Origin of the sequence: Pseudomonas baltica, assembly GCF_014235765.1 — a bacterium.
GTDB lineage: Bacteria > Pseudomonadota > Gammaproteobacteria > Pseudomonadales > Pseudomonadaceae > Aquipseudomonas > Aquipseudomonas baltica.
In genome coordinates, this window is record NZ_JACMYH010000001.1 from 694,346 (window position 1) to 720,314 (window position 25,969).

The following is a 25,969-nucleotide window of genomic DNA, read 5'->3' on the forward strand; positions in this document are numbered from 1 at the left end:
CGAGCCTGCGACAAGGCCTGCAGGCTCAAAGATCGAAGCGGTCCACGGCGCGGCGACGCTCGTTGTCGTCGCGCATGTCGTAGGCCGCAGTGGTCTGGATATTGGTGTGGTGCGCCAGCTTCTGGGCAATCGACAGGTCGTGCTCTTCGATCACTCGGGTGATGAACGAACGTCGGAAATCATGGGGCATGATCTTCACGCCGACCTGAGTGCCGCGTTGTCGGGCGATGTAGTAGATGGCGTGCTTGGTGATACGCTCGCGGGTGATGTGCGCGCCGCGGCGGATGCGATTGAAAAGAAAGTCGTCATCGGCCTGGCCTGCAGGAAGCTGGCTGCGGCGAAACGCCAGCCAGGTCTGCAGATGCGCGAACGCCCAGCCTGGCGCGTACTTGATCAACTCCTTGTTGCCCTTGCCGGTCACGCGAAGGCTGCGCTCGCTGAAGTCGACCTGGGCCAGGTCGAGGTTGACCGACTCCGACTTGCGCATGCCAGAACCATACAGGATGGCGATGACGGCGGCGTCGCGCAGTCCCTGCGGCCGTGGATCGTTGGCGCAGACCTCCATCAGGTCGCGGATCAGGCTGCGCTTGAGGTTGCGGCCGTTGCCCAGGCGGGTGCCCTGCATGGGCTTGACCGAGCGAATCTTGAGCAGGTGATCCTGGTCGATCAGGCTCAGCCGCCACGCCTCGTTCATGACCCCGCGCACGGCGTTGACGTAAAGCGAGGTGGTGTTGGGGGCGTAGCCATCTTCGCGCAGGGCGGCCACCAGCGAGGTAACGTGCCCGGGTTCGAGACGGTGCCAGGGCACCTCGCGAATGTCGACGTCCTCGAAGCCCAGCCGGTCCGCGGCATCCTGCAATACGTATTGCATGGTCGTGCGGCTGGACGGCATCAGCCGCGCGAGATATTGCAACAGAGGGTTCTGCAGATCAGACAAACCGGGGGATCCTTGAGTGCCAGGGTAGACGCCCGACATTCTAGCATCCGCGTCGATGCCTGGCCCGTCCGCCCTACCCGGCCGGTTCGATCAGAAGTTACCGCGCAGCGCCTGCAGGCCACCTTGATAGACACCGTCGAAAATTTCCACCGCCTCGGCATCACTCATGCCGACCGGGTTGAAGCGACCGCCCCACTCCACTCGGCTGTTGCCGGCGTCCACCTCGATGACCTTGAGCGTCGCCAGGTAATCGCTCACCGGAAAGGGACCTTCGATGATGGAGTAGCTGTAGGTGCGCGCGGCGTTGTCGTAAGTCTCCAGACGCTCGACGATGACGGTACCGTCCACCGTGGTCAGGTGGCGCAGCCGGCCGTTTTCCTGGGCTTCGCTGTGCTGGATCATGGGCAGCCAGTCGGCCAGGGAGTTGAACCCGGCCACCAGATTCCAGACCTGATCGGCCGATGCCGGAATGTCGATGCTCGCTTGCGTGCTTGCCATGTCATGGCTCCTGTCGGTGGGCTGAGGCTACAACGGTAGCGGTCGTTCGAGTGCGCGGCAAGCCGTTAGTGCATTCGTTATGCGGCCGATCCAGCTGGGGCGATCATGCCCTCGCAGTGGGCGCGGGCGCGGCACCAGCAATGGATACATGCTGCGCAAACGTTGTCCCATGGAGGCCAGCCCGGCCTGGATCCGTTCATTGAAGGGGCGTTTGCAGCGTCATGAGAATCATCGAAAAGACCGGCGCGCCAGTACGCGCCCTGACCCCTGCCGAACAGCAGTTGGTCACCGAATTCGTCGAAGGCCGCAGTGAAGGCCCGAAGCTCCTGCAGGCCAACCAGTGGCTGATGAAGGTCCGCGCCCAGGGCCAGTGGCTGGCGTGCGATTGCCGGCCCGGTACGCTGCCGGTGATGAACGTGACGCTCAACAGCAGTACCGGCACGCTGTTTTTGAAGAACAACCCCGGCACGGCCGAGCATGCCGAGGGTTGCCCCTTCATCCATGACGAGCGTGACAGTACGCCTGGGCGCGAGGATGAAGGGCCACTGCCGGCCGCCTGGTTGCCCCCCGATGTGCCGCTGAAGCTGATTGGCGATTTCCGCGCCCCGGCCATGCCCGGCACGCCTGGCACCGCCGTGGTGGCAAGTCAGCGACGGGAGCAGCACCGGTTGCTCTCGCTGCTGCTGACGTTCATCGAAGCCTCTGGGCTCAATGTGTACGCCACGCACCTGAAGAAGGATCTGACCCGCCAGTTCGCCGACCTGCGCGAAGTGGCCACGCGCTACCCGCTGATCGACAGGGTACCGGCGAGCAATTATCTGGAAACCCGCATCGACATGAAGCACATGATGATGCTCAAGGCACGCCTGAAGGATTCCACCGCCTTCATTGGGCAGCGCCGCTATGGGCTGCTGCTCGACTGCGTGTCCGACGTGGTCGGGCGCAAGGTGCTGACCGAGCGCAGCACCGCCGGCTTCGACTTCCAGGGCCATCATCTGTTGTGGGGTGGCGCGCGCAGCAGTGGGCCGCTGCTGGCCCTGGCCCTGTATTCACCGGCAACCGCCGGCAGCCAATTCTATGAAATGGTGCATGTGGCGACGGTGCCGGTGCTGACCCGCGGGCATCTGTTCCCGGTGTTCCGCGACGAGGAACGCGAAGCGTTGAAGATGCTGGTGTCGCTGATCGACTGGATGGCCAGCAAAGGCGTCAAGGTCGTGATGCGCCGACCGGTGATCGGCGCCATGGTGATGGACGAACTGGTGCTCAGCTCTGACCTGGACCGGGTCCTCTCGGTTTCGCTGATGAAAGAGCCGCTGGGTCCGGAGCCCAGTTCCGAAACCTTCAAGCGCCTGGCCGACTTCAAGAGCCTGGAGACCTTCCGCAAGTACGTGGCGGGCTTCTTCATGCGCGAGCGCGATTGACCCACGGCGCGCTTGCGTCCTAACCGCGCAGCTGCCAAAGCAGGGCGATATCGCGGGCGCGATCGCTGAGCAGCGCACTGGCTTCGGCGCACGCCTGCTCCAGGGTCATCGGGCCGGACGCAAGGGAAAAAGCGGCATCGATGCCATGGGCGTACAGGTCCTGGTAACCTTCGCCCAACGTGCCGGCCAGTACCACCACCGGGACACCCGCAGCGCGCGCAACGCGGGCCACGCCGAAGGGGGTTTTGCCGCGCAGGGTCTGGGCATCGAAGCGCCCTTCGCCGGTGATCACCAGGTCGGCGCCGATGACGGCATCGGCCAGGCCCACCAGTTGCGCTACCACTTCGACCCCTGGGCGGAACGAGGCACCGAGAAAGGCCTTGGCCGCGAAGCCCATGCCGCCTGCTGCGCCGCAACCAGGCGCGTCACGGCAGTCCTGGCCCAGCACCGCTACGCAGTGATCGGCGAAGTGGTCCAAAGCCTTGTCCAGGGCCAGCACCTGTGCGTGTGTAGCGCCCTTCTGCGGGCCGAAAATGTGCGAGGCGCCGTGGGGACCGCACAGCGGGTTGTCGACGTCTGCGGCGACTTCGAACTGCACATCGGCCAGACGTGGGTCGAGGCCGCTGGCGTCGACCTTGGCTACTTGTGCTAGCGCCAGGCCGCCACGGGGCAATTCAGTGCCCTGAGAATCGATCAGGCGCAGACCGAGCGCGCGGAGCATGCCAGTGCCGGCATCGTTGGTGGCACTGCCGCCGATGGCGAGGATGATGCGTCGTGCGCCGGCCTCCACGGCTGCAGCGATCAATTGGCCAGTGCCATAGGTGCTGCTGTTGCAGGCATCGCGTTGCTGGCGCTGGAGCAGTTGCAGCCCGCTGGCTTCGGCCATTTCGATGACGGCGGTGCGCTCGTCGGGCAGCCAGCCCCAATGGGCCTGAGTGGCTGCGCCCAAAGGGCCGTCGACGACGAGGCTGCGCAGCTCGCCCTGGCAAGCCGCCATGATGGCTTGCATGGTGCCTTCGCCGCCATCGGCCATCGGCCGCTCGACGAGCTGGGCGTCGGGCAGGGCCTGGCGCAGGCCCTGGGCGATGGCTGAAGCAACGTCGGCGGCGCTCAGGCTGTCTTTGAATGAGTCAGGGGCGATGACGATCTTCATGGCAGTTCTCCAGTTCTTGTGCGCCCATGCTGCCATTTTCACCGCCTCCGCGCGACTGCCGTCACGCGTAGGAGCGGTCATCGCCCGTGAAGGGCTTGGCGCGGAGTGCCTGATGCACCGCGGTGCCCTTTTCGCGGCCACGGACCGCTCCCTTTTCGCGGCCACGGACCGCTCCTACATGGGTCGTAGGAGCGGTCATCGGCCGCGAAGGGCTTGGCGCGGTGTGCCTGGTGGAACGCGGTGTGGCCTTCGCGGGCAGAGCCCGCTCCCACATGGGAGTGCGGGCTTGACCTTCCCATGGTGGGAAGGGTCAGAGTCGAGGTACAGGCTGAAAGGAGGAAGGCAGCATGGCTGCGAACGAAAGTGTGATCGAGCTGGGTATCCACGGTATGACCTGCGCGTCGTGCGTGGGTCGGGTCGAGCGAACCCTGCTCAAGGTGCCAGGTGTGACGGCAGCGGCGGTCAACCTGGCCACCGAGCGCGCTCGCGTGGAAGGCCGCGGCGTGGACGCCCAGGCCCTGATCGCCGCCGTCGACAAGGCCGGCTACAGCGCCAGGCCGCTTGAGCACACTCCAGACGCCATGGCCCAGGCCAATCAGGAAAGCCAGCAAGACGCCGCGCGCCTGCGGCGCGACCTCGGTTGGTCGGTGATGCTCTCGCTGCCCGTGGTGATAGTGGAAATGGGTGCGCACCTGATACCGGGCTTCCACGCCTGGATCCAACTGCACCTGAGCCAGCAGGATAACTGGCTGCTGCAGTTCGCCCTGACCACGTTGGTGCTGATCACCTGTGCCAGGCGCTTCTACCTCAAAGGCACCGTGGCGCTGCTGCGCGGCGCGCCAGACATGAACTCACTGGTGGCGGTGGGCATCCTCGCCGCCTACGGTTTTTCCCTGGTGTCCACGTTCGCCCCGCAGCTGCTACCCAGCGCTACGGCCACCGTGTATTACGAAGCGGTGTGCGTGATCATCTGCCTGATCCTGCTGGGCCGCACGCTCGAAGCACGCGCCAGGGGCCGCACGTCCCAAGCCATCAAGCGCCTGCTCAGGCTCCAGCCACAGACTGCCTATGTGCAACGCCAGGCGGGCTTGATCGAAATCCCGCTGGAGCAGCTGATACAGGGCGACGTGGTGCAGGTTCGCCCCGGCGAGCGGATTGCCGTCGACGGCACGGTGCTCGCCGGCGACAGCTTCGTCGACGAGTCGATGCTCACCGGCGAGCCCATGCCGGTGCGCAAGCAGCCCGGCGACCAAGTGGTCGGCGGTACCCTCAACCAGAACGGCACGTTGCAGCTTCGAGCCACAGCCTTGGGCAGCGCCAGCATGCTGGCGCGGATCGTCGCCATGGTCGAGCGGGCCCAAGGCAGCAAGTTGCCGATCCAGGCGCTGGTGGACCGGGTGACCGTGTGGTTCGTGCCGGTGGTCATGGCACTGGCACTGGCCACTTTCATCGGCTGGTACTGGCTTGGCCCGACCCCAGCCCTGGGCATGGCCCTGGTGCATGCGGTGGCCGTGCTGATCATCGCCTGTCCGTGTGCGATGGGCTTGGCCACGCCCACCTCGATCATGGTCGGCACCGGCCGTGGGGCCGAGTTGGGTATTCTGTTGCGCAAGGGCGAAGCATTGCAGCAACTGAGCCGCGCGCGAGTCGTGGCACTGGACAAGACCGGCACGCTCACCGAAGGCCAACCGCGTCTGACCGACCTGCAACTGCTGCCCAACTTCACCCGCGAGCAGCTATTGCCTTTGCTCGCAGCCGTGGAAGCGCTCTCCGAGCACCCGTTGGCACGGGCCATTGTGACAGCAGCGCAGGACGCTCAGCTCGACTGGCCCGAGGCCCGGGATTTTCAGGCGCACACCGGCCATGGCGTGCGCGCAACGGTCGGCGCACAGGACGTGGCCATCGGTGCCGAACGCTATATGACGCAGTTGGGGGTGGACACAGCCGCCTTCGCCAGCCCGGCACAGACGCTGGCCGAACAGGGCAAGAGCCCCTTGTATGCGGCGGTCGACGGCCAACTGGCGGCGATGATCGCCGTGGCAGATCCGCTCAAGTCGACTACCCTGGCGGCTATCCAGACCCTGCACCGGCTCGGCCTGAAAGTGGCAATGATATCCGGGGATGACCGCCGAACCGCCCAGGCCATCGCCACCCAGTTGGGTATCGATCAGGTGGTGGCGCAGGTTATGCCAGAAGGCAAGGTGGCCGCCGTCCAGGCGTTGCAGCGCGAGTATGGCCTCACGGTCTACGTGGGTGACGGCATCAACGATGCACCGGCGCTGGCCCAGGCCGACGTCGGCATTGCAGTGGGCAGTGGCACGGACATCGCCATCGAAGCCGCGGATGTGGTGCTGATGTCGGACAACCTCGGCGCGGTGGCCACGGCCATCGCCTTGTCTACGGCAACCCTGAACAACATCCGCCAGAACCTGTTCTGGGCCTTCGCCTACAACGCGGCCCTGATTCCACTGGCGGCGGGGCTGCTGTACCCGGTCAACGGGCTGACCATGTCGCCGCAGGTCGCGGCGGGAGCCATGGCACTTTCATCGCTGTTCGTGCTGGCCAACGCCCTGCGGCTCAAGGGCTTTCAGGCATCTGCTAGGCGATCATAGACGCTGCCGGTCGATTCCGTTCGCCACGCGCAGGATATCCGCCATGACGGCCAAGGCAATCTCGGCGGGCGTCTTGCTGCCCAGGTTCAGGCCGATCGGTGCGTGGATACGCTGCTGGGTGGTCGCGTCCAGCCCACCGATGCGCTCGAGACGCTCGAAGCGCTTTTCGCTGGTGCGCATCGAGCCCATTGCACCGATATAGAAAGCCGGTGTGCGCACCGCCTCGAGCAGGGTCAGGTCATCGAGTCGAGGGTCGTGGGTCAACGCCACCACGGCGGTCGCCGAATGACAGCCGCCGTCGGCGATGAACACCGCAGGCAAGACTTCGTGCACGTGCACGCCGGACAGGTCGAAACGAGCCAGCACTTCGGGACGCGGCTCGCAGAGGATCACTTCATAGCCAAGGGTCAGGGCGAACCCCGCGCAGAATTCGGCGACCGGCGACAGGCCGGCGAGGATCAGGCGCTGTACGGCGCCGATGCGAATGCAGATTTCTTCGTCGCTGACCCGCACCCGTGCATCGCCCATGTGGCCTGCACGGATGCTGCGCCGATCGCTGCCCGGCACCACCTGCCGCGCCACCAGTTCGCCGCCGGCGAAAGCCTGTTCGATGTGCGCCAGATGCTCCAGCGTGGCTGCATCAGGCGCGAGGTATTCGACCAACACGTCGAGAACGCCGCCGCAAGGCAGCGCCATGGTCGGCGCCAGGCCGCCGTCGCCGTAGCGCACGACCTGATTGATTGGTGTGAAATAACCGGCAGCGACACGCTCCAGAAAGTCGTCCTCCACACAACCACCGGACAGCGATCCGCAATGTTCGCCATTGTCCAGTGCGACCAGCATCGCCCCCGGCCCGCGTGGAGCCGAACCGTAGGTCGACAATACCGTGCACAGCCATACGCCCCGGCCCTGGCCGAGCCAGGTCCGGGCCTGCTGTATGACCTGCAGATCAAGCTGCTTCATCTATTGATACCCGCCATCATCCTGCGCAATGTGCCAGCGCCCTGCCCTGCGACGCCCGCTCTGGTGCAACAGACCGCACGTACAGGGCAATAGTTTTCCGCAGACCGTGAAAGGATGACGGCAGGGGCTTGCGACTAGGACCCGCGATAGGTGCTGAAGCCGTAGGGGCTGAGCAGCAAGGGAATGTGATAGTGCTGCTCGGTGTTCTTCACTTCGAAAATCACCGGGATTTCCGGGAAGAAGGTTTCATGCCCGACCTTGCGGTAGTAGTCGCCGGTCTTGAACACCACCCGGTATTCACCCGGCGCAAAAGTGCGCTGTTCCGGGTAGAGGCCGGCGATCCGGCCTTGCTCGTTGGTCACACCCTGCCCCAACGGTTGCCACTGGTTACCCGAATGCTGCTCCAGGGTCACTTCGATACCGGCCGAAGGCACACCCGTTTCCAGGTTCAGTACGTGCACGCTCAGGGGGTTGGCGGCCATCGCGAGGCTGGACAGGGAGGCCAGGCTGGCGGCCAGGATAATTTTCTTCAACATGGTGTATTGCTCCTTCAAGAATGAATGGCCAGACCGACGGATTCGGTGGCCTTGATTGCGCAGGCTTCGTCCTGCTCGGCGCCGCCGGCACCGGCGATGCCGATCGCACCGACCAACTGCTTGCCTTCGTAGACCGGCACGCCGCCGCCCAGCAGCAGCAATTGCCCCAGCGAGGTCAGATTGGCGGCTTCGGGGTTGTTGCGGGCACGCTCGGCGAACAGCCGCGTCGGCGTCTTGGTCGACAGCGCGGTGTAGGCTTTCAACCGCGCGGCCTCGGTGTTGTGCGGGCCTACGCCGTCGCCGCGTTGCTGGACGATGACGTTGCCGCCACGGTCCAGCACCGCCACGGCGGCCATGCAGCCGCTGCCATTGGCCAGCCGCTGCGCGGTCGCCAGGTCCAGGTCAGGGTGCTGGGCCAGGGCGGCGTGGGCCTGGGTGGCGAGCAGACAAGCCAGGGTGAATGTCATGCAAAGGGCTTTCATCGAGCATCTCCGTGATCAGTGGCTGGCACCTTAGCAATCCGGTCACGACAGAACCCCGTCGCAGCGATTACAACTTTGTAATAGGCAATCGGCCGCCGGGGGCCTAGCCTATGCGCGGGTACAGGAGCTGAACGATGCGTGTGTTGCTGGTTGAAGACGAAGCGAAAACGGCGAATTTTCTCGCCAAGGGCCTGGGTGAGTCCGGCTTTGCCGTGGACGTGGCGCTCAATGGGCTGGATGGGCGCTACCTGATCGAGCAGCAGCCCTATGACCTGGTGATCCTGGACGTCATGCTGCCCGGCCTGAACGGCTGGCAGTTGCTCAAGCTGATTCGTCAGCAAGGCGCGACACCGGTGTTGTTCCTGACCGCCAAGGACGCCATCGAAGACCGTGTGCGTGGGCTGGAGCTGGGCGCCGACGACTACCTGGTGAAGCCGTTCGCCTTCGCCGAACTGCTGGCACGCGTGCGAACGCTGCTGCGCCGGGGCGCGGTGCGCGAGGTCGAGCATTATCAGGTGGCAGACCTGGAGGTGGACGTACTGCGCCGCCGGGTCAGCCGCGGTGGACAGCGCATCAACCTGACCAACAAGGAATTCGCCCTGCTGCACATGCTGATCGGCCGGCCCGGCGAGGCGCTGTCGCGCACGCTGATCGCCTCTCAGGTATGGAACCTGAATTTCGACAGCGACACCAACATGGTGGAAGTGGCGGTCCGACGCTTGCGGGCCAAAGTCGACGACCCGTTCATGCCCAAGCTGATTCACACCGTGCGCGGCGTGGGCTACCGGCTGGAGCACCTGGATGAGTGAACGCCGCCACTCCCTGGCCTGGCGCCTGGCGCTGGCCGTGGCGGTGGTCTGCTCACTGGTGATGAGCGTGGTCGCGGTGTTTCTCTACCGTTCGCTGGCGGCCGAAATCGCCTACCGCGACGACATCGCGCTGCTCGGACGGCTCGAGCAGGTGCGTACCCTGCTGCACGACAGCGACAGCCTGGGCGCACTGCAGCAGCGTCCGCAGCTGTATCAGAACATGCTCGGCAATCAGGAAAGCGTGCTGCGCGTGCGTCGCGCCGATGGCAGTGTGGTGTTCGAGATCAACCCCCACGGCGAAACCTTGGGCGATCCACCACGCATCGGCCTGGCTCGGCGGCCGAGCCGGGCCGACATTCGCCTGGACCACGGCGCCTCGTTGCTGGCCGGCGACGCTGTCGGCCCGGCCGGCGAAGCCTTGACGGTGATGGTCGGCAAACGCCTGCACGAGCGCGAGGCGATCCTGGCCAGCTACCGACTGCGCCTGTACCTGGCAGTGGCTGCCGGGGCGCTGCTGGCCTGGGTCATCGGCCTGTTGCTGGTGCGTCGCGCCCTGACGCCGTTGCGCGAAATGGCCGACGCGCTGGCGTTGATCGATCTGCGCAATCTGCACCGGCGACTGGCCGATACCGCCGCGCCGGTGGAGCTGCAGGCGCCGATCCAGGCGCTCAACGGCATGCTGGTGCGGCTCGAACAGGGCTTCGAACGGCTGTCGCAGTTCTCCGCAGACCTCGCCCATGAAATCCGCACGCCGCTGCATAACCTGTTGGGCAGCACCGGCCAGGCACTCAACCAGCCTCGTAGCGTGGACGAATACCGGGAACTGCTCGGCTCTAACATCGAAGAGTACGAGCGGCTGAACCGCATGGTGGAAAACCTGCTGTTTCTGGCACGTGCCGACCACGGGCAGCGGCCGGTGCACTTGCAGGCCATTGACCTCACCCACCTAGGCGAAGAACTCTGTGATTATTTCCAGCTGCTCGCCGACGAGCGCGGCGCCGCCCTGCAGCACGCGCTGCACGGCACCCTGCAGACCGACCTGCAATTGCTGCAGCGGGCTCTGGGCAACCTGCTCGCCAACGCGGTCCGCCATGCCCGCCCCGGCACCACGGTGCTGCTCAGCCGCCACGACGAGGCTGGGTTCGTTGGTCTGACGGTGCGTAACGAAGGCGACACCATTGCACCCGAGCATTTGGCGCGATTGTTCGATCGTTTCTTCCGCGTCGACCCGTCGCGCACGGAACCGGGAGACTCGGGTGGCCTGGGCCTGGCAATCGTGCAGTCGATCATGGTTCTGGTGGGCGGCAGCGTCAGTGTCCACAGCGCTGAGGGCGTGACCAGCTTCACTTTGAGTTTTCCCGATAAAGGCGCTTTGGAGTCGTGAGACGCAGGGTCATAGCGACACTTCATCGGTCGGATAGAAAATATCTCTGAGCAATACCGGTTTGTCTGCGGTCGATTTCCATAGTGGTTACAGACCCAATCCCGCAAACCCGTACCAGGAGATTTCAAATGGCCGTTGCCAATGTGAAACAGGAACTCAAGACCGTATCGTCCGTGAAGGCCAAGGCCGAGAAAGGCGAAGGCGCCAGCTTGCAGAACCAGGCCCAGGTCGGTCAGGAACTGGCAGTATTGCTGTCTGACGTGTTCGCGCTGTACATCAAGACCAAAAATTACCACTGGCACATGAAAGGTTCGCACTTCCGCGACTATCATTTGCTGCTGGAAGAGCAAGCGACCCAGATCTACGCCATCACCGACGTGATTGCCGAGCGCGCCCGCAAGATCGGCGAGCCGACCGTACGTTCGCTGGAGCAGATGGTGCAACTCAAGCGCCTGGCCAGCAGCGAAGTGGCTGACCTGTCGCCAGAAGACATGCTGACCGAGCTGCATGACGACAACCAGTCGCTGGCTGCCTACATGCGTACTACCCACGGCGTCACCGACGAAGCCAACGACCTGTCCACTACCAGCCTGTTGGAAGAGTGGATCGACCAGGCCGAAGAACGCGCCTGGTTCCTGGGTCAGACCGTCGGCAAGTAATGCCTGTGGTGGGTGTTTGACGCTGGCATCAGCCCCGCGTCATTACATCAGTGAGCATGAGCGTGGTCGGGGGCATTCAGTGCCCTGGCCACGGCTTCGACTTCCAGAGTTTCCTCCTCCCCTTGTGCGTTCTTGATCTTCAAGGTCAATGGCACCGCGTCGCCCTCCTTCACCTGCGTTATCAAACCCATCAGCATCACGTGATAGCCATTGGCATCGAATACCACGGGCTCGCCCGCAGGCAGGCTGACTTCGTCGACCGGGAGCATGCTCATGACATCGCCGTTCATGGTCGACTGGTGGATTTGCGTGTCTTTGGCGACGGGTGACTGGACGCTGATCAGGGTGCTGTCGGAGTCCGCTGTGAGGGTCATGAACGCACCTGTAGCGGGTTGCCCCGGCACAGTGGCGCGCGCCCAGGCATCTTCGACCGTGGTCTGGGCCATGGCGTAGCCGGTCAGGCTCAGGGCTGCCAGGAGCGTGGCGAGTTGGCGGACGGTATTCTTCTTGGCAATGGGTTTCATCAGCAGACTTCCATTACGGTGAGCAGATCCTCGGCGCACTCTTGTGCGGTGAGGGAATGGGACAACCCCAGGCGCAGCACGCCGCGGGAGTCGAAGACGTAACTGGTCGAGGTGTGGGAGATGGTGTAGGTGTCGCCGATCGGGACCTTTTCGTAGAACACCTTGAACTCCTTGGCGACATCGGCGGTTTGTTCCAGGGTGCCGCGCAGGGCCACGAAGGTGGGGTCGAAAAGCTTGACGTAGGCGTCGAGCACTTCGGGGGTGTCGCGCTCGGGGTCCAGGGTGATGAAGATCACCTGCAGGCGGTCGCCGTCACGGCCCATCAGCTTCTTGGCCTGGACGGCCCGCGCCAGGGTGGTCGGGCAGACGGCCGGGCACTGGGTGAAGCCGAAGAAGACCATGGGCATCATGCCGCGGAAGCTGGACAGGGTCTTCTCGTTGCCTTGCGGATCCTTGAGCCGGAACGTGCGGCCGAGGATCTCGTTGCTCAGGTCTTTGCCGTGCTTGAACGACAGCTTGTTGCTGTCGCCACATCCGGCCAGCGCGCCAAGACCGAGGATGCCCATGCCGGCGAGTACTCGACGGCGGGTCGGAAAATCGTTCATGCCATTGTGCCCTCTGGAGAGGGCCGCAGTTTAAAGGCCAACGCTACGCTTGGGCACCGCAACCTGTCACATTTTGTTTAATCGCGGCCGATGATCGCTCCTATGGATGTACCGAGATTCTACGTAGGAGCGGTCCGTGGCCGCGAAAAGGGCAGCGCGGTCATTCAGGCATACCGCGTCGCGCCCTTCGCGGCCGATGACCGCTCCTACGGAGGTGCCGGGATTCTACGTAGGAGCGGTCCATGGCCGCGAATGGGGCGCTACGGTCGGTCAGGCGCACGGCATCGCGCCCTTCGCGGCCGATGACCGTTCCTACGGAGGTAACGTGACTCGCCGCACTTCTAAAAGACCGACCAGCCGATCCGTTCGCTGAGCAGCTCGAGGGCCGCCATGCCGGCCAGGGAATTTCCGGCAGGATTGAGCTCCGGCGACCAGACGCAGACGGTGAACTGCCCCGGTACCACTGCGACGATGCCGCCACCCACGCCGCTCTTGCCAGGCAAGCCGACGCGGTAGGCGAAGTTGCCGGCCTCGTCATACAAACCACTGGTGGCCATGATCGAGTTGACCTGCTGGGTTTGGCGCCGACTCAACACCTGCTCGCCACTGTGCTTGCAGTAGCCATCATTGGCCAGGAAGCAGAACGCGCGAGCCAGGTCGACGCAGTCCATGCGCAGTGCGCAGTGGCTGAAATAGCTGCGCAGCACGGCCTCGACATCGTTGTGAAAATTGTCGAACGACTTCATCAGGTAGGCCATGGCAGCGTTGCGCGCGCGGTGCTGGTACTCCGACTCCGCCACCCGACCGTCGACGATCACCTGGGGGTTGCCCGACAGCCGTCGGGCCAGGTCACGCATGGACAGCGCCGGTGCGGCAAAGCGCGACTGGTTGATATCGCAGATCACCAGCGCACCGGCGTTGATGAACGGGTTACGCGGCCGACCGCGCTCGAACTCCAGCTGCACCAGGGAATTGAAGGGTTGTCCGGAGGGTTCGTGGCCCAGGCGCTGCCAGATGTCTTCGCCCGAGTGGCCAATCGCCTGGACCAGACTGAACACCTTGGAGATGCTCTGAATGGAAAACGGGGTATGCGCATCGCCTGCGCTGAACACCTCGCCGTCGTTGCCGTACACGGCGATGCCCAGCTGCGCGGCAGGCACATCGGCCAGTGCCGGGATGTAATCGGCAACCTTGCCTTGTCCGATCAGGGGGCGGACGGCATCCAGTATCTCAACCAAAAGCGCTTGCATCGGGCTACTCGCATCATGGGATCAAGCCATAGACGGCCGCTCTCGCCTACGAATCACAGCCCCCCTGTGGGAGCAGGCTCTGCCCGCGAAGAATGGCACGCGGTGAACCGGTAAAACCGCAGCGCACCCTTCGCGGCCACAGACCGCTCCTACAAGGGATTGCGCTTCCCCTGTAGGAGCGGTCATCGGCCGCGAAGGGCGTTATGCGGCAGGCCTGTCAGCGATAACCCCGCGCCTGCAGGTCGAACAGTTCCGCGTAGCGTCCGCGCTGGGCCATCAATTGTTCATGATCGCCGCGCTCCAGCACCCTGCCCTGTTCCAGCACCACGATATGATCGGCGTTGCGCACGCTCGAAAAGCGATGGGAAATCAACAGCGTCATGCGGCCTTGAGCGTACTCGCGAAAATGCTCGAACACTGCCGCTTCCGCGCTGGCATCCAGCGCTGCGGTGGGCTCATCGAGTATCAGGATGTCGGCATCGCGGCGCATGTAGGCGCGGGACAGGGCCAACTTCTGCCATTGCCCGCCGGACAGCTCCTGGCCGCCCGCAAACCAGCGTCCCAACTGCGTGGCATAGCCGTGCTCCAGACCTTCGATGAACGGCTCGGCCGTGCCCTGCACCGCTGCCTCGCGCCAGCGCTGCGTGTCGTCGAACGCGCGCGTATCACCGACCCCCAGGTTTTCCCCGACACTGAACTGATAGCGGATGAAATCCTGGAAAATCACGCCGATACGCTGACGCAGCGCGTCTTCCTGCCATTCCTGCAGGTCGCTGCCGTCGAGCAGGATGCGCCCCTGGTCCGGACAGTACAGACGCGTCAGCAGCTTGATCAAAGTGGTCTTGCCCGACCCGTTTTCGCCCACCAGCGCCAGGCTCTTGCCAGGTACCAGGTGCAGGTCGATGCCTTGCAACGTCGCGCGGCTCGCGCCGGGATAGCTGAAACCCAGCCCTTCGCAGCGCAGGCCATCGCCGGGCTTTACGCCCTGGGTGATATCGCCCTGCGCAGGCTGCACCGGGTAGGCCAGGTAGTCATACAGGTCGGCCAGGTAGAGGCCGTCCTCATACAAGCCGCCGATCGCCGTGAGGCTGCTGCTCACCGCGCTCTGGCCCTGCTTGAACAACACCAGGTACATGGTCATCTGGCCCAGGGTGATATGGCCGTTCACCGTATCGATGACGATCCAGCCGTAGGCCAGGTAGAACGCCGCCGTACCCAGCAGGCCCAGCACGAAGCCCCAGCCGTCACGGCGCAAGGTCAGCCGGCGGTCCTCGGTATACAGTTTGGTGAAGGTGTCGCGGTAGCGCTGCAGCAACAACGGCGCAAAACCGAACAGCTTCACCTCTTTGATATAGCCTTCGTGGGAAAGCAACGTTTCGATGTAGTTCTGCCGACGCGTCTCCGGTGCGCGACGACTGAACAGGCGGAAGGCATCCCCGGAAAAATGCGCTTCGGCAAAGAACACCGGCAACGCGCCGACCACCAGAATCGCCAATGCCCAGGGGGAAAAATGCACCAGCAAGACGCCGAAGCTGACCAGCGAGATCAGATTCTGCACCAGCCCCAGCGACTTGCTCACCAACGCCAGCGGTCGCGTGGACGCTTCGCGGCGCACCCGTACCAGTTTGTCGTAGAACTCCGAATCCTCGAATTGCATCAGCGACAGGGTCTGGGCTTTCTCCAGAATCAGGGTATTGACCTTCTGCCCCAGTTGCACCCGCAGCAGCGCCTGCTGCACGGACAGGCCGCGCTGCGCCGCGGCCAGCAATGCCAGCACGCCGGCTTCCATCAACACGTAGCGCAGCACTGGCCACAGGGGCGCCGCACCGGTTTGCTGGTGCATCTGCATGGCCGCCACCACCGCATCGACGATGCGCTGGCCCAGCCAGGCGGCCAGTGCCGGCAGGATGCCCGCAGCCAGCGTGGCCAGCACCAACCCCAGCAACAGGCCGGGCGAGGTCGCCCACACCAACTGCAGGGCGCGCCGGGCCTGGCCCAGAAAAGTCTTGAGGCGGGAGAAGGCAGGCATCGACGAAAGCATTCCTTGAACGAGATAAATGGCCGCGGCCATGACACAATTTAGGTTCCAGCCCAAAGTCGACAACTGCGTGGCGGACTTATTCCAGGCACCCATGGTCATTTAACGGATGAATGCATTCAAATCTATCGCCCTACCCGTCTGGTTGCGTCGCGTCCTGCGGCCATTGCTCGATCCCTACCGCCGTTACCGGCATGCCCGCCTGATCCACGCGGCGCGCATCGTCGCCGCCTTGCTGGTGTCCATCCTGCTGACCAGCGGTTTCAGCCTGCCCCACGGCGAATGGGCCTCGGTCACCCTGCTGATCGTCATTGGCGGCCTGCAGCATCACGGCAACATCGGCAAGAAATCGGTCGAACGTGCCTACGGCACGCTCATCGGTGCCGCGCTCGGGCTGGCGGTGGTGGCCCAGCAAAACTACTTCGAAATGCCCATCGTGACCTACCTGCTGATGTCGGTGGCGTGCGGCTTCTTCGCCTACCACGCCATCGGCAAGGGCGGCTATACCGCGCTGCTCTCGGCCATCACCTTGTTCATCGTCGCCGGCCATGGCGATAACCCGATCACCGATGGCCTGTGGCGCACCGTGGACATTCTCATCGGTATCGCCCTGGCGCTGGCGTTTTCATTCGCCCTGCCGCTGTATGCGGTGTATTCGTGGCGCTACAACCTGGCCACCGGACTGCGCGGCTGCGCGACCATCCACAGCCGCATCGTCAGCGGCCAGCCGGTGTCGGCCGACGAGCACTTGAAGCTGATGTCCAAGCTCAACGCGAACATGGTCCAGTTGCGCTCGCTGCTGCCGTCGGTGTCCAAGGAAGTGAAGATTTCCATGACCGAGCTGGACGCGATCCAAGGCCACTTCCGCATGTGCCTGAGCACCCTGGAAATCCTAGCCAACCTGCGCCCCAGCGGCACCGACCGCAATGCCATGGCGCAATTGCAGCAGTGCCTGAGCGGTGAACACCGGCATATTCGTCGACAACTGGTGGGCATGGCCCGCGCGCTGCGCGACGGTGCCACCGAGCGGCTCGAGCGCAACTATGCCGGCCTCGATGCCGACGCGCCCAATGTGGTGCCCGGTGAGCTGATCGGCTATCGCCTGTTGACCCTGCAGTTGGTCAACAACCTCGATGGACTGCAGCAACTGCTGGCCAAGACCGCCGGGCGCTGGAAGATCTGACCTGGGTTGCCGCCATGGGCAGCACACCGCCACTGGATTGAACTCCGCCGGTGTGGGCCGCCTCAAACCTTGCATGAGGCAAGAGCGATGGCCATTCCGGTCCATCACGCCGTTTCGAGGTCGTGCATGAACATCGATAAATTGAGTAGTCACGTCAACAATGGCGAGGTCAGCGAAGTGAACCTGGTGTCCATGGAAGGTGGATCGTACGTGCTGCACGCCATCCTGGAAGGCGTGTCGCAGCCGGTGGCCGATGCCAAGGGTGCGACCCTGCACGTGGCCTCGGTCGAGGAAGCGCGCAAGGTGCTGTCCGGTGTCGCCGATATCAAGCTGTTTCTGGTGCAGGGCAATGCCCACGATGAAATGATCGGCAACCCCGAAGAAGGCCACCAGGTCATGCGCGAAGAAATCCCCCTGCGTTCCAGCCTGTAACCCGCTTTTCTCCGCAACGACGGCGAACTGTCCAATGGCACATCCCTGGATGTGCCATGCTGCATGGCCCCTTCGGGTAACGGACAACCGCCATGAACGCGTTTCTGAATACCCCCTTCCGAGCTGCCCTGCGCAGCGATCCCTGGCTTGCCACCGCCCCCGTACGTGAAGAACTGTTCGGTATCGAACGCCTCGAACAGCATGCCCAGAGCCTGGCTGCTGCGCAGACCGTGAGCGCCCGGCCGCCACGGGTGTTGTCGTTGCAACGTCGCCTCAAGGACAACGCTCAGGTGCTGCTGGTGGCCTACCGGGCCAGCGCGGCGGCGGTGGCCGATGGAATCGCCGTGGTGCCCGCCGCCCAGTGGCTGCTGGACAACTACCCTCTGGTCGAAGAGCACGTCCGCGGTGTCCGCGAGGACCTGCCCGCAGGCTATTACCGGCAATTGCCCAAGCTGGCGAGCGGGCCCTTCGCCGGCTACCCAAGGGTGTTCGGCCTGGCGTGGGCGTTCGTCGCGCATACCGACAGCTTCTTCGATCCAGCGACGCTGCAGCGCTTCATCAACGCCTATCAAAAGGTCCAGCCGCTGACCATCGGCGAGTTGTGGGCGGTGGCGATCACCCTGCGGATCGTGCTGATCGAGAACCTGCGACGGCTGACCGATCAGATCACCGCCGCTGACCTCGCTCGCCTGGATGCCGAAGCTCTGGCCGATCGCCTGTTCGCTGCCGGCTGTGCGCAAAGTGCGCTGGACGACGACATCCGCAGCCGCAGCGCCGAGCCGTTGTCGGAACTGTTCGCCGCGCAATTGGCCAAGCGCCTGCGCGACAAGGACCCGATCACCACCCCGGCCCTGGCCTGGCTTGCACAACGCCTGCACGAACAGAACAGCAGCGTCGGCCAGGCCGTCAGTCACGCCCAGCAGCGCCAGGGTGCCTCCAACCTCAGTGTGCGCAACGTGATCACCAGCCTGCGGCAGATTTCGTCACTGGACTGGGCGCAATGGTTCGAAGACGTCAGCCTGGTGGACGCCAGGCTGCGTGCGGGCAGCCGTTTCGCCGCCATGGATTTCACCACACGCAATCTCTACCGCAGTGCCATCGAACAGTTGGCACGCGGTTCCACCTTTTCCGAACTGCAGATTGCCGAGCAGGCCCTGCAGTTGACCAGCGCCAGGCCCGAGCAGGAACGCGAAGCCGATCCTGGCCACGTACTGATCGCCGAAGGCCGACCGCTGTTGGAAGCGGCGATAGATTTCCATCCATCGGTCGGCTTGCGCTGGCTGCGCTGGCAACGGCAGCTAGGCGTTGGCGGCTATGTCGGCCTGCTGCTGGCACTGACCGCCGGGCTGCTGGCCATCCTGGTGGCACTGCTGCCCGCCGCGCCGGCCCTGTGGCTGACGGCATTGGTGGTGCTGGGCGCGCTGCCCGCCTCACAGCTGGCCAGCGCCCTGCTCAACCGCGCGGTGACCCGATCCTTCGGCGCCATCGCACTGCCGGGGCTGGACATGCTCGAAGGCGTGCCCAGCCCATGGCGCAGCCTGGTCGCTGTGCCCACCCTGCTGGGCAGCGAGGCAGATCTGCTGGAAGACATCGAGCAACTGGAAGTGCATTACCTGTCGGGCAACTGTGGCGAGCTGTATTTTGCCTTGCTGGTCGATGGTGGTGACGCCGCTGAACAGCACAGGGACGACGATCGGACCCTGCTCGAGGCCGGCCATGCGGCCGTGGCCACACTCAATCGGCGGCACGGTCCGGGCGAGGCCGGCGCGCGATTCATGCTGCTGCACCGCGAGCGCCGCTACAACCCGGCACAGGGATGCTGGATGGGCTGGGAGCGCAAGCGCGGCAAATTGCACGAGCTCAACCGGCTGCTGCGCGGCGATGCGCACACCAGTTTCGGTGAGCAGACCGTGCCGGCAGACGTGCGTCTGGTGATCACCCTGGACGCCGACACACGTCTGCCCCGCGACGCCGCGCAGAGGCTGGTGGGCAAGTTGGCGCACCCGCTCAACCGACCGCGGCTGAGTCGCGACGGACGCAACGTAGTCACCGGCTACGGCATCCTCCAGCCACGGGTCACGCCGAGCCTGCCGCTCGACGCCGAAGGCTCCCTGTACCAGCGGGTGTTCTCCAGCCCAGGCGGGGTGGACCCCTATGCCGCAGCGGTATCGGACGTCTATCAGGACCTGTTCAGCGAGGGGTCCTACACGGGCAAGGGCATCTACGATGTGGATGCCTTCGAGGCCGCCCTGGACGGCCGTGTACCTGACGACAGCATGCTCAGCCATGACTTGTTCGAAGGGATTCACGCGCGGGCCGGGCTGGTCAGCGAGATCGAAGTGGTCGAAGCCTTTCCGGCGCGGGTCGACGTTGCGATGCGCCGGCAGCACCGTTGGACAAGGGGCGACTGGCAGTTGCTGCCGTGGCTGTTGAAGGCGCAACTGCCGGCACTTGGCCGCTGGAAAATCATCGACAACCTGCGTCGTTCGCTAGTGGCGCCGGCCACTTTGGGCGCCCTGCTGGTCGCCTGGTGCCTGCCTGGGCCGGCGGCCTGGATCGCAACTTTCGCCGTGCTTGCCTGCAGCGCCCTGCCTGCCGTGTTGGCACTGCTCCTGGCCGCGCCGCGCAAGCGCCCGGCGGTACTCTGGCGCAGCCATGGCCAGCGCCTGACCCATGACCTGCGCCTGGCCAGTTGGCAGTTCGTGCTCGACCTGGCGTGGTTGCCCGACCAGGCCTGGTCGATGCTCGATGCCATCTTCCGTAGTGTGTACCGGGTCTTTCACAGCAAGCGCCTGCTGCTGGAATGGACCACTGCCGCCCAGGCCGGCGCAGCGCCGCGCCCGGGCCTTGGCGCACACGCTCGACGCATGGCCCCGGGACTGCTGCTGGCCTTGGCCGGTTGCGCCGTCGCACTGGCCAAGGCGCCTGGCAATGCCGCGCTGATCGTGCCGTTTGCCCTGCTGTGGCTGACGGCCCCATTCATCGCACAATGGGTCAGCCGCAGCAGTTCGATCACTCCCTGCGCGCCCGTGAACGCCACGCAGGCACAGGACCTGCGGCTGATTGCCCGACGCACCTGGCGCTACTTCGAAACCTTCGTGACGGCCGGTGACAACCACCTGCCGCCCGACAACTTCCAGGAGCAGCCCCACCCGGTGGTTGCCCACCGCACCTCACCGACCAATATGGGCCTGTACCTGCTGGCGGCCGCCAGTGCGCGGGACTTCGGCTGGGCCGGCACCCGCCAGACCTTGCTGCGCCTGGAGGCGAGCCTGGCGGTGATGCAGACGCTGGAACGCTTTCGCGGGCATTTCTACAACTGGTACGACACCCAGGATCTGCGCCCGCTGCCGCCGGTGTACGTGTCGGCGGTCGACAGCGGCAATCTGGCCGGGCATTTGATCGCGTTAGCCAATGCCTGCGAACAGTGGGCCGAGCAAGGTCCGCTGGAGCCATCCTCCGGCCTGCACGACACCCTGCTGCTGGTCATTGAAGAACAAGGGCGCAGCCAGCCGCTGACCCAGATACAGGCGCACCTGCAGACCCCGTTCGACCTCGGTCGACAGGCAGTCGCCAGGCTGTTGGGGGAAATCCCGGCCGACCCTGGTAATGGCGTCTGGCTGCCAGCCTTGAAACAGGCATTCGCGGCTCACCTGGATGACCGCCAACTGCACGGCGACACCTCGGCGCGCCTGCGAGCGTTGGCCGATAACGCGCGGCGCATGGCCATGGACATGGAGTTCGGCTTTCTGCTCAACCGCAAGCGGCAGTTGCTGTCGATCGGCTACCGCGTCGCCGAGCAGCAACTGGACAGCAACTGCTATGACATGCTGGCTTCCGAGGCACGCCTGGCCAGCCTGTTCGCCATTGCCAAGGGCGATGTCGCTACGCGGCACTGGTTCCGCCTGGGCCGCAGTGCCACACCGTTGGGCAATGGCTCGGCCCTGATCTCTTGGTCCGGGTCGATGTTCGAGTACCTGATGCCGTCCCTGGTGATGCGCGCCCCCGCCGGCAGCCTGCTGACCCAGACACAACGCCTGGTGGTGGAGCGTCAACAGGCCTACGGCAAGTCGCTGGGCATCCCGTGGGGGATTTCCGAATCGGCCTACAATGCGCGCGATCTGGAATTCACCTATCAATACTCCAACTTCGGCGTGCCCGGCCTCGGGCTCAAGCGTGGGCTAGCCGACGACCAGGTCATCGCACCCTATGCCACGGCATTGGCAGCGATGGTCGACGCTCCCGGCGCCTGGGCCAATTTCGCCACTCTGCGGGCATTGGGCGCGCTCGGCCAGTACGGTTTCTACGAAGCGGTCGACTACACCCCGACACGCTTGCCCGAGGACACTTCGCAGGCAATCGTGTGCAACTACATGGCTCACCACCAGGGCATGACAGTGGTGGCCATCGCCAACGTGCTGCTCGACGGTGCCATGCGCGAGCGCTTTCACCGCGAACCGATGATCCAGGCCAGCGAGCTGTTGTTGCAGGAGCGCATGCCCGCCAATGTCGCAGCCCTGCAAGCCGCTGCCGAACACGGCCATAACGTCGCCGCAGAGACGCTGGAAGGTCGCACCCAGCGCGCCCTCGATGGCCTGCCGGTGGCAGCGCCGATCACCCATCTGCTCTCCAACGGGCGCTATTGCGTGATGTTGACCGGCCTCGGTACTGGCTACAGTCGCTGGCGCGATCTGGCCGTGACGCGCTGGCGCGAAGATCCGGTACTGGACCCGTGGGGCTCGTTCGTGTTCGTGCGTGATCTGGATCGGGACACCCTGTGGTCCGCTGCCGACACCCGTGCGCACGGTTGCCTGGGCGAGGTCACGTTTGCCGAGGACCATGCCCAGTTCATCAGCCACCGCGACGGTTTGACCAGTACATTGACCGTGCTGGTGTCGGGCGAGGACGACAGCGAAGTGCGCTCACTCACCTTGACCAATCGCAGCGAGCGGACCCGCTCCGTGGAGCTGACCACCTACAGCGAACTGGTACTGGGCGCCGCTTCGGCCGACAGCGCTCACCCGGCCTTTGCCAAGTTGTTCGTGGTTACCGAGTACCTGCCTGAATATGCCGCGTTGGTGGCTACCCGGCGGCCGCGCAGCAGCGAGGAGCCGCAGGTCTGGGCCGCTCACTTCGCAGTACTCGACACGCCGCTGGACGGCCCGGTGCAGTACGAAAGTGACCGCGCCGCCTTTCTCGGCCGCGAGCACACCTTGCTCCAGGCCAGCGCCCTGAAGTCCGGCGCAACACTGTCCAACAGCGTCGGCACGGTGCTCGACCCGCTGTTCGCCCTGCGTCACTGCCTCAGCATCGCTCCAGGCCAGAGCGTGGACATCGCCTTCTGGACCGTGGTGGCCGACAGCCGCGAAGCGCTGCTGGGCCTGATCGACAAGCACCATGAGCACAGCGCCTACGAGCGCGCCAAGACCCTGGCCTGGACCCAGGCACAGGTGCAACTGCGCCATCTGGATATCGACGCCGAGGCGGCAGCCGACTTCCAGCGCTTGAGCGCGTCCCTGTTGTACGCTGACGCTCAATGGCGCGCACCAGCGCTGAGCATCCTGCGCGGTGCAGGCAGCCAGGCCGGCCTGTGGCCAATGGGCATCTCGGGTGACCTGCCCATCGTACTGCTGCAGATCGACGACATCGAAGATCTGCCGCAAGTGCGCGAACTGCTGCTGGCCCACGAATACTGGCGAATGAAGCGCCTGAGCGTGGACCTGGTGATCCTCAACGAGCGTGACGCCAGCTATCAGCAGGACCTGCAGATTGCCGTGGAAACCGCAGTGCGCAGCAGTCAATCGCGACCCGGACCCAGCGCGGTATTGAGCCGCGGCGCGGTTTACACGCTGCGGGCCGACCTGTTGCCGGGCGATGCGCGCAGCCTGTTGCTGGCAACCGCGCGGCTGGTGCTGCGCGCCCACAGCGGCGACATCCACGCGCAAATCGGTCTGCGTCCGCCTCATGTCTTACCTGAAGGCGAAGCGCAGTGGCCACAGCGGGCGACCAGCGCTGCGAGTACTGCAGGCGCCCCCGAGGTGGCCGAGGAAGTGCTGGAGTGCTTCAACGGCCTGGGCGGTTTCGCCGATGAAGGCCGAGAATACGTTACCGTGCTCGAGCGAGGCGCGCGTACCCCGGCACCCTGGCTGAACGTCATCGCCAATCAGAACTTCGGCTTTCAGGTCTCGACCCAGGGCGCCGGCTACACGTGGGCGCAGAACAGTCGGGAAAACCAGCTCACCCCTTGGTGCAACGACCCGGTGGGCGACGCCAGCGGCGAGGCCCTGTACGTACGCGACAACGCCAATGGCGTCATCACCGGGCCCTGTGCATGGCCCGTGCGTGACGAAGGGCGCTACAGCGCGCGGCACGGGTTCGGCTACAGCCGCTTCGAGCACAGCGCCAACCAGTTGCACATGAGTCTGCTGCAATACGTGCCACTGGAGGACGCCGTCAAGATCACCCGTCTGAGCGTGCGCAACCTCAGCGACAAACCGCGCCGGCTCAGTGTGTTCAGCTACCTGGAATGGGTGCTGGGTACCTCGCGCGCGGCCACCGCTGCGGGGCTCATCAGCGAAGTGGATGCTCGTACCGGGGCCCTGCTGGCACGCAACCCGTGCGCCATCGCCTTTGCCGGACGCGTGGCATTTTCCGACCTGGCCGGTGGTATCGGCCACTGGACGGCCGACCGCACCGAGTTTCTTGGCCGTCACGGCAGCTACGCCGCCCCGGCTGCGCTCGCCTCCTCGGCGCCGTTGGCCGGCGCCAGCGCCGCCGGGCTCGATCCCTGTGCCGCCCAGCAGCATGAAGTGCTGTTGGCAGCCGGGCAGCAGATCGAACTGGTATGGCTGGTTGGCCAGGCGCCGTCGCTGGAACAAGCCCAGCGTCTGGTGCTCAAGTACCGCCACGAACATCTGGACGGTGGGCTGCAACGCGTGCGCGACAGCTGGGCCGACAAGCTCGAAGCCGTGCAGGTGCGCACCCCGGACCGGGCACTGGACATCATGCTCAACGGCTGGTTGCTGTACCAGACCATCGTCTGCCGCCTGTGGGCACGCTCGGCGTTCTACCAGGCCAGTGGCGCCTACGGCTTGCGCGATCAGTTGCAGGATGGCTTGGCCTTGAGCCTAGCAGCACCGCACCTGACCCGCGAACATCTGCTGCGCGCTGCAGGTCGGCAGTTCGTCGAAGGCGACCTGCAGCACTGGTGGCTGCCTCATTCCGGTCAGGGGGTGCGCACCCGCATCAGCGACGACCGGGCCTGGTTGGCTTATTGCACTGCCGAGTACGTACGCAGCAGTGGCGATGAAGGGGTGCTCGACGCCCCTGTCGCCTTTCTTGAAGGCGAGCCCCTGGCCAGCGGCGAAACCGATCGCTTCTTCCTGCCGCAAACCGCTGCGTTATCCGCTTCCCTGTACGAGCACTGCGCCCTGGCGCTGGACTGCAGCCTGGAGCAGATGGGCGACATGGGTCTGCCGCTGATCGGCAGCGGCGACTGGAACGATGGCATGAACCGGGTGGGTGAACAGGGTCGCGGCCAGAGTGTCTGGCTGGGCTGGATGCTGCTGGCCAGCCTGGAGCGCTTCATCGCCTTGGCCGCCCGGCGCGACTGCCCGCGAGCACAGCGCTGGCAGCAAGCCTACCTGCAGTTGCAGACCGCGCTGGAAACCCACGCGTGGGATGGCCAGTGGTATCGCCGCGCAACGTTCGACGATGGCACGTGGCTGGGCGCCGAGGGCAATCCGGAATGTCGCATCGACTCGATCGCACAGAGCTGGGCGGTGCTGTCCGGCGCCGCGCAGCCCGAACGAGCCCAGCAGGCCATGAGCGCAGTGAATGAACATCTGGTGCGACCGGCAGACGGCATCGCGCTGCTGTTCACTCCGCCGTTCGAGCACTCGCCGCACGATCCCGGCTACTTGATGGCGTATCCACCCGGCCTGCGCGAAAACGGCGGGCAATACAGCCATGCGGCCATGTGGGCAATCCTGGCCTTCGCCAGGCAGCACCGCGGTGATGAGGCACTGGCGTTGATCGACCTGCTCAATCCCATCAACCATGCGTTGGACGCCGCCAGCGTGCAACGCTACAAGGTCGAGCCATACGTGATCGCCGCGGATGTCTATTCGGTTGCGCCCCATGTCGGGCGTGGTGGTTGGACCTGGTACACCGGCTCGGCCAGCTGGATGTACCGCGCCGGCATCGAGGGCATTCTCGGTGTGCGCCGCGAGGGACAATGGCTGCTGCTCGACCCTCGTATCGCGGCCCGGTGGGCAGGGTTCAGCGTGCAGGTTCGCGTGCCCGGCGGGCACGTGCACATCAGTGTGGAGCGCAGCGACGACGGTGGTCGTGGCTGCCTGCTGGACGGTAAGCCACTGGTGCTGGATGAAGGTGTCGCGCGCATCCCATTGGCACCGCACCTGGTCCACTACACCCTGTAGACGGCGCCTGGCTGGGGCGCTTTACTTCGTCACCACGCACTC

At 64.9% G+C, this 25,969-nt stretch carries 18 protein-coding genes; 8 read left to right on the top strand and 10 right to left on the bottom strand.

Annotated elements, in window-relative coordinates:
* Positions 1-25: 25 nt before the first annotated feature.
* Both H7993_RS03210 and H7993_RS03215 read right to left on the bottom strand, forming a co-directional pair.
* Positions 26-976 carry a site-specific integrase gene (locus H7993_RS03210; RefSeq protein ID WP_185793416.1) on the bottom strand — a complete coding sequence of 317 codons (951 nt, stop codon included), beginning with the start codon at positions 974-976 and terminating at the stop codon, positions 26-28.
* 51 nt (positions 977-1,027) lie between these two features.
* Complete coding sequence (locus H7993_RS03215; protein WP_122477005.1) at positions 1,028-1,435, bottom strand: SRPBCC family protein; 408 nt, start codon at positions 1,433-1,435, stop codon at positions 1,028-1,030.
* Positions 1,436-1,656: 221 nt separating this feature from the next.
* Between H7993_RS03215 and H7993_RS03220 the strand changes: the two genes are divergently transcribed.
* Positions 1,657-2,856 (top strand): hypothetical protein, encoded by a 1,200-nt coding sequence (locus H7993_RS03220; protein WP_185793417.1) that lies wholly within the window; start codon positions 1,657-1,659, stop codon positions 2,854-2,856.
* A gap of 19 nt (positions 2,857-2,875) precedes the next feature.
* Here H7993_RS03220 and H7993_RS03225 read toward each other — a convergent pair whose 3' ends face one another.
* Positions 2,876-4,009: a glycerate kinase gene (locus tag H7993_RS03225; protein WP_185793418.1), complete on the bottom strand. Its 1,134-nt coding sequence runs from the start codon at positions 4,007-4,009 to the stop codon at positions 2,876-2,878.
* Between the two features lie 347 nt (positions 4,010-4,356).
* Between H7993_RS03225 and H7993_RS03230 the strand changes: the two genes are divergently transcribed.
* Positions 4,357-6,621, top strand: a complete 2,265-nt coding sequence (locus H7993_RS03230) for a heavy metal translocating P-type ATPase (protein WP_185793419.1) — start codon at positions 4,357-4,359, stop codon at positions 6,619-6,621.
* Here H7993_RS03230 and H7993_RS03235 read toward each other — a convergent pair.
* The 3 genes from H7993_RS03235 to H7993_RS03245 all read right to left on the bottom strand — a co-directional run bounded on the left by H7993_RS03235 (position 6,616) and on the right by H7993_RS03245 (position 8,602).
* Positions 6,616-7,584 (bottom strand): XdhC family protein, encoded by a 969-nt coding sequence (locus H7993_RS03235; protein WP_185793420.1) that lies wholly within the window; start codon positions 7,582-7,584, stop codon positions 6,616-6,618. The genes H7993_RS03230 and H7993_RS03235 overlap by 6 nt on opposite strands.
* A 134-nt stretch (positions 7,585-7,718) precedes the next feature.
* Positions 7,719-8,120, bottom strand: coding sequence for a hydroxyisourate hydrolase (gene uraH / locus H7993_RS03240; RefSeq protein ID WP_185793421.1), 402 nt, complete (start codon positions 8,118-8,120; stop codon positions 7,719-7,721).
* A gap of 14 nt (positions 8,121-8,134) precedes the next feature.
* A complete protein-coding gene (locus tag H7993_RS03245; protein WP_185793422.1) occupies positions 8,135-8,602 on the bottom strand; it encodes a GlcG/HbpS family heme-binding protein in 468 nt (155 codons plus the stop codon).
* A gap of 134 nt (positions 8,603-8,736) precedes the next feature.
* On the opposite strand from H7993_RS03245, the gene H7993_RS03250 reads away from it, so the two are divergent.
* The 3 genes from H7993_RS03250 (at position 8,737) to H7993_RS03260 (ending at position 11,454) form a co-directional block, all read left to right on the top strand.
* Positions 8,737-9,411 (top strand): heavy metal response regulator transcription factor, encoded by a 675-nt coding sequence (locus tag H7993_RS03250; protein WP_122476993.1) that lies wholly within the window; start codon positions 8,737-8,739, stop codon positions 9,409-9,411.
* Positions 9,404-10,795, top strand: coding sequence for a heavy metal sensor histidine kinase (locus H7993_RS03255; protein ID WP_122476991.1), 1,392 nt, complete (start codon positions 9,404-9,406; stop codon positions 10,793-10,795). The genes H7993_RS03250 and H7993_RS03255 overlap by 8 nt, the downstream gene beginning before the upstream one ends.
* 128 nt (positions 10,796-10,923) lie before the next feature.
* Positions 10,924-11,454 (top strand): Dps family protein, encoded by a 531-nt coding sequence (locus H7993_RS03260; protein ID WP_122476990.1) that lies wholly within the window; start codon positions 10,924-10,926, stop codon positions 11,452-11,454.
* Positions 11,455-11,501: 47 nt separating this feature from the next.
* Here the strand turns inward: H7993_RS03260 and H7993_RS03265 are convergent, their stop codons facing one another.
* From H7993_RS03265 to H7993_RS03280, 4 genes are all read right to left on the bottom strand, one after another.
* Entirely contained in the window at positions 11,502-11,978 is a 477-nt protein-coding gene (locus H7993_RS03265) for a copper chaperone PCu(A)C (protein WP_185793423.1), read from the bottom strand.
* Positions 11,978-12,583 (bottom strand): SCO family protein, encoded by a 606-nt coding sequence (locus H7993_RS03270; RefSeq protein WP_122476986.1) that lies wholly within the window; start codon positions 12,581-12,583, stop codon positions 11,978-11,980. Before H7993_RS03270 ends, H7993_RS03265 begins: the two co-directional genes overlap by 1 nt.
* Before the next feature lie 341 nt (positions 12,584-12,924).
* Complete coding sequence (gene glsB, locus H7993_RS03275) at positions 12,925-13,833, bottom strand: glutaminase B (protein WP_122476984.1); 909 nt, start codon at positions 13,831-13,833, stop codon at positions 12,925-12,927.
* Between the two features lie 217 nt (positions 13,834-14,050).
* Positions 14,051-15,862 (bottom strand): ABC transporter ATP-binding protein, encoded by a 1,812-nt coding sequence (locus H7993_RS03280; protein ID WP_185793424.1) that lies wholly within the window; start codon positions 15,860-15,862, stop codon positions 14,051-14,053.
* A 118-nt stretch (positions 15,863-15,980) separates the two neighbouring features.
* On the opposite strand from H7993_RS03280, the gene H7993_RS03285 reads away from it, so the two are divergent.
* The 3 genes from H7993_RS03285 to H7993_RS03295 all read left to right on the top strand — a co-directional run bounded on the left by H7993_RS03285 (position 15,981) and on the right by H7993_RS03295 (position 25,927).
* A complete protein-coding gene (locus tag H7993_RS03285; protein ID WP_185793425.1) occupies positions 15,981-17,054 on the top strand; it encodes an FUSC family protein in 1,074 nt (357 codons plus the stop codon).
* 126 nt (positions 17,055-17,180) lie between these two features.
* Positions 17,181-17,486 (top strand): DUF6482 family protein, encoded by a 306-nt coding sequence (locus tag H7993_RS03290; protein WP_122477040.1) that lies wholly within the window; start codon positions 17,181-17,183, stop codon positions 17,484-17,486.
* Between the two features lie 92 nt (positions 17,487-17,578).
* Entirely contained in the window at positions 17,579-25,927 is an 8,349-nt protein-coding gene (locus H7993_RS03295) for a glycoside hydrolase family 94 protein (RefSeq protein ID WP_185793426.1), read from the top strand.
* Positions 25,928-25,969: the final 42 nt, after the last annotated feature.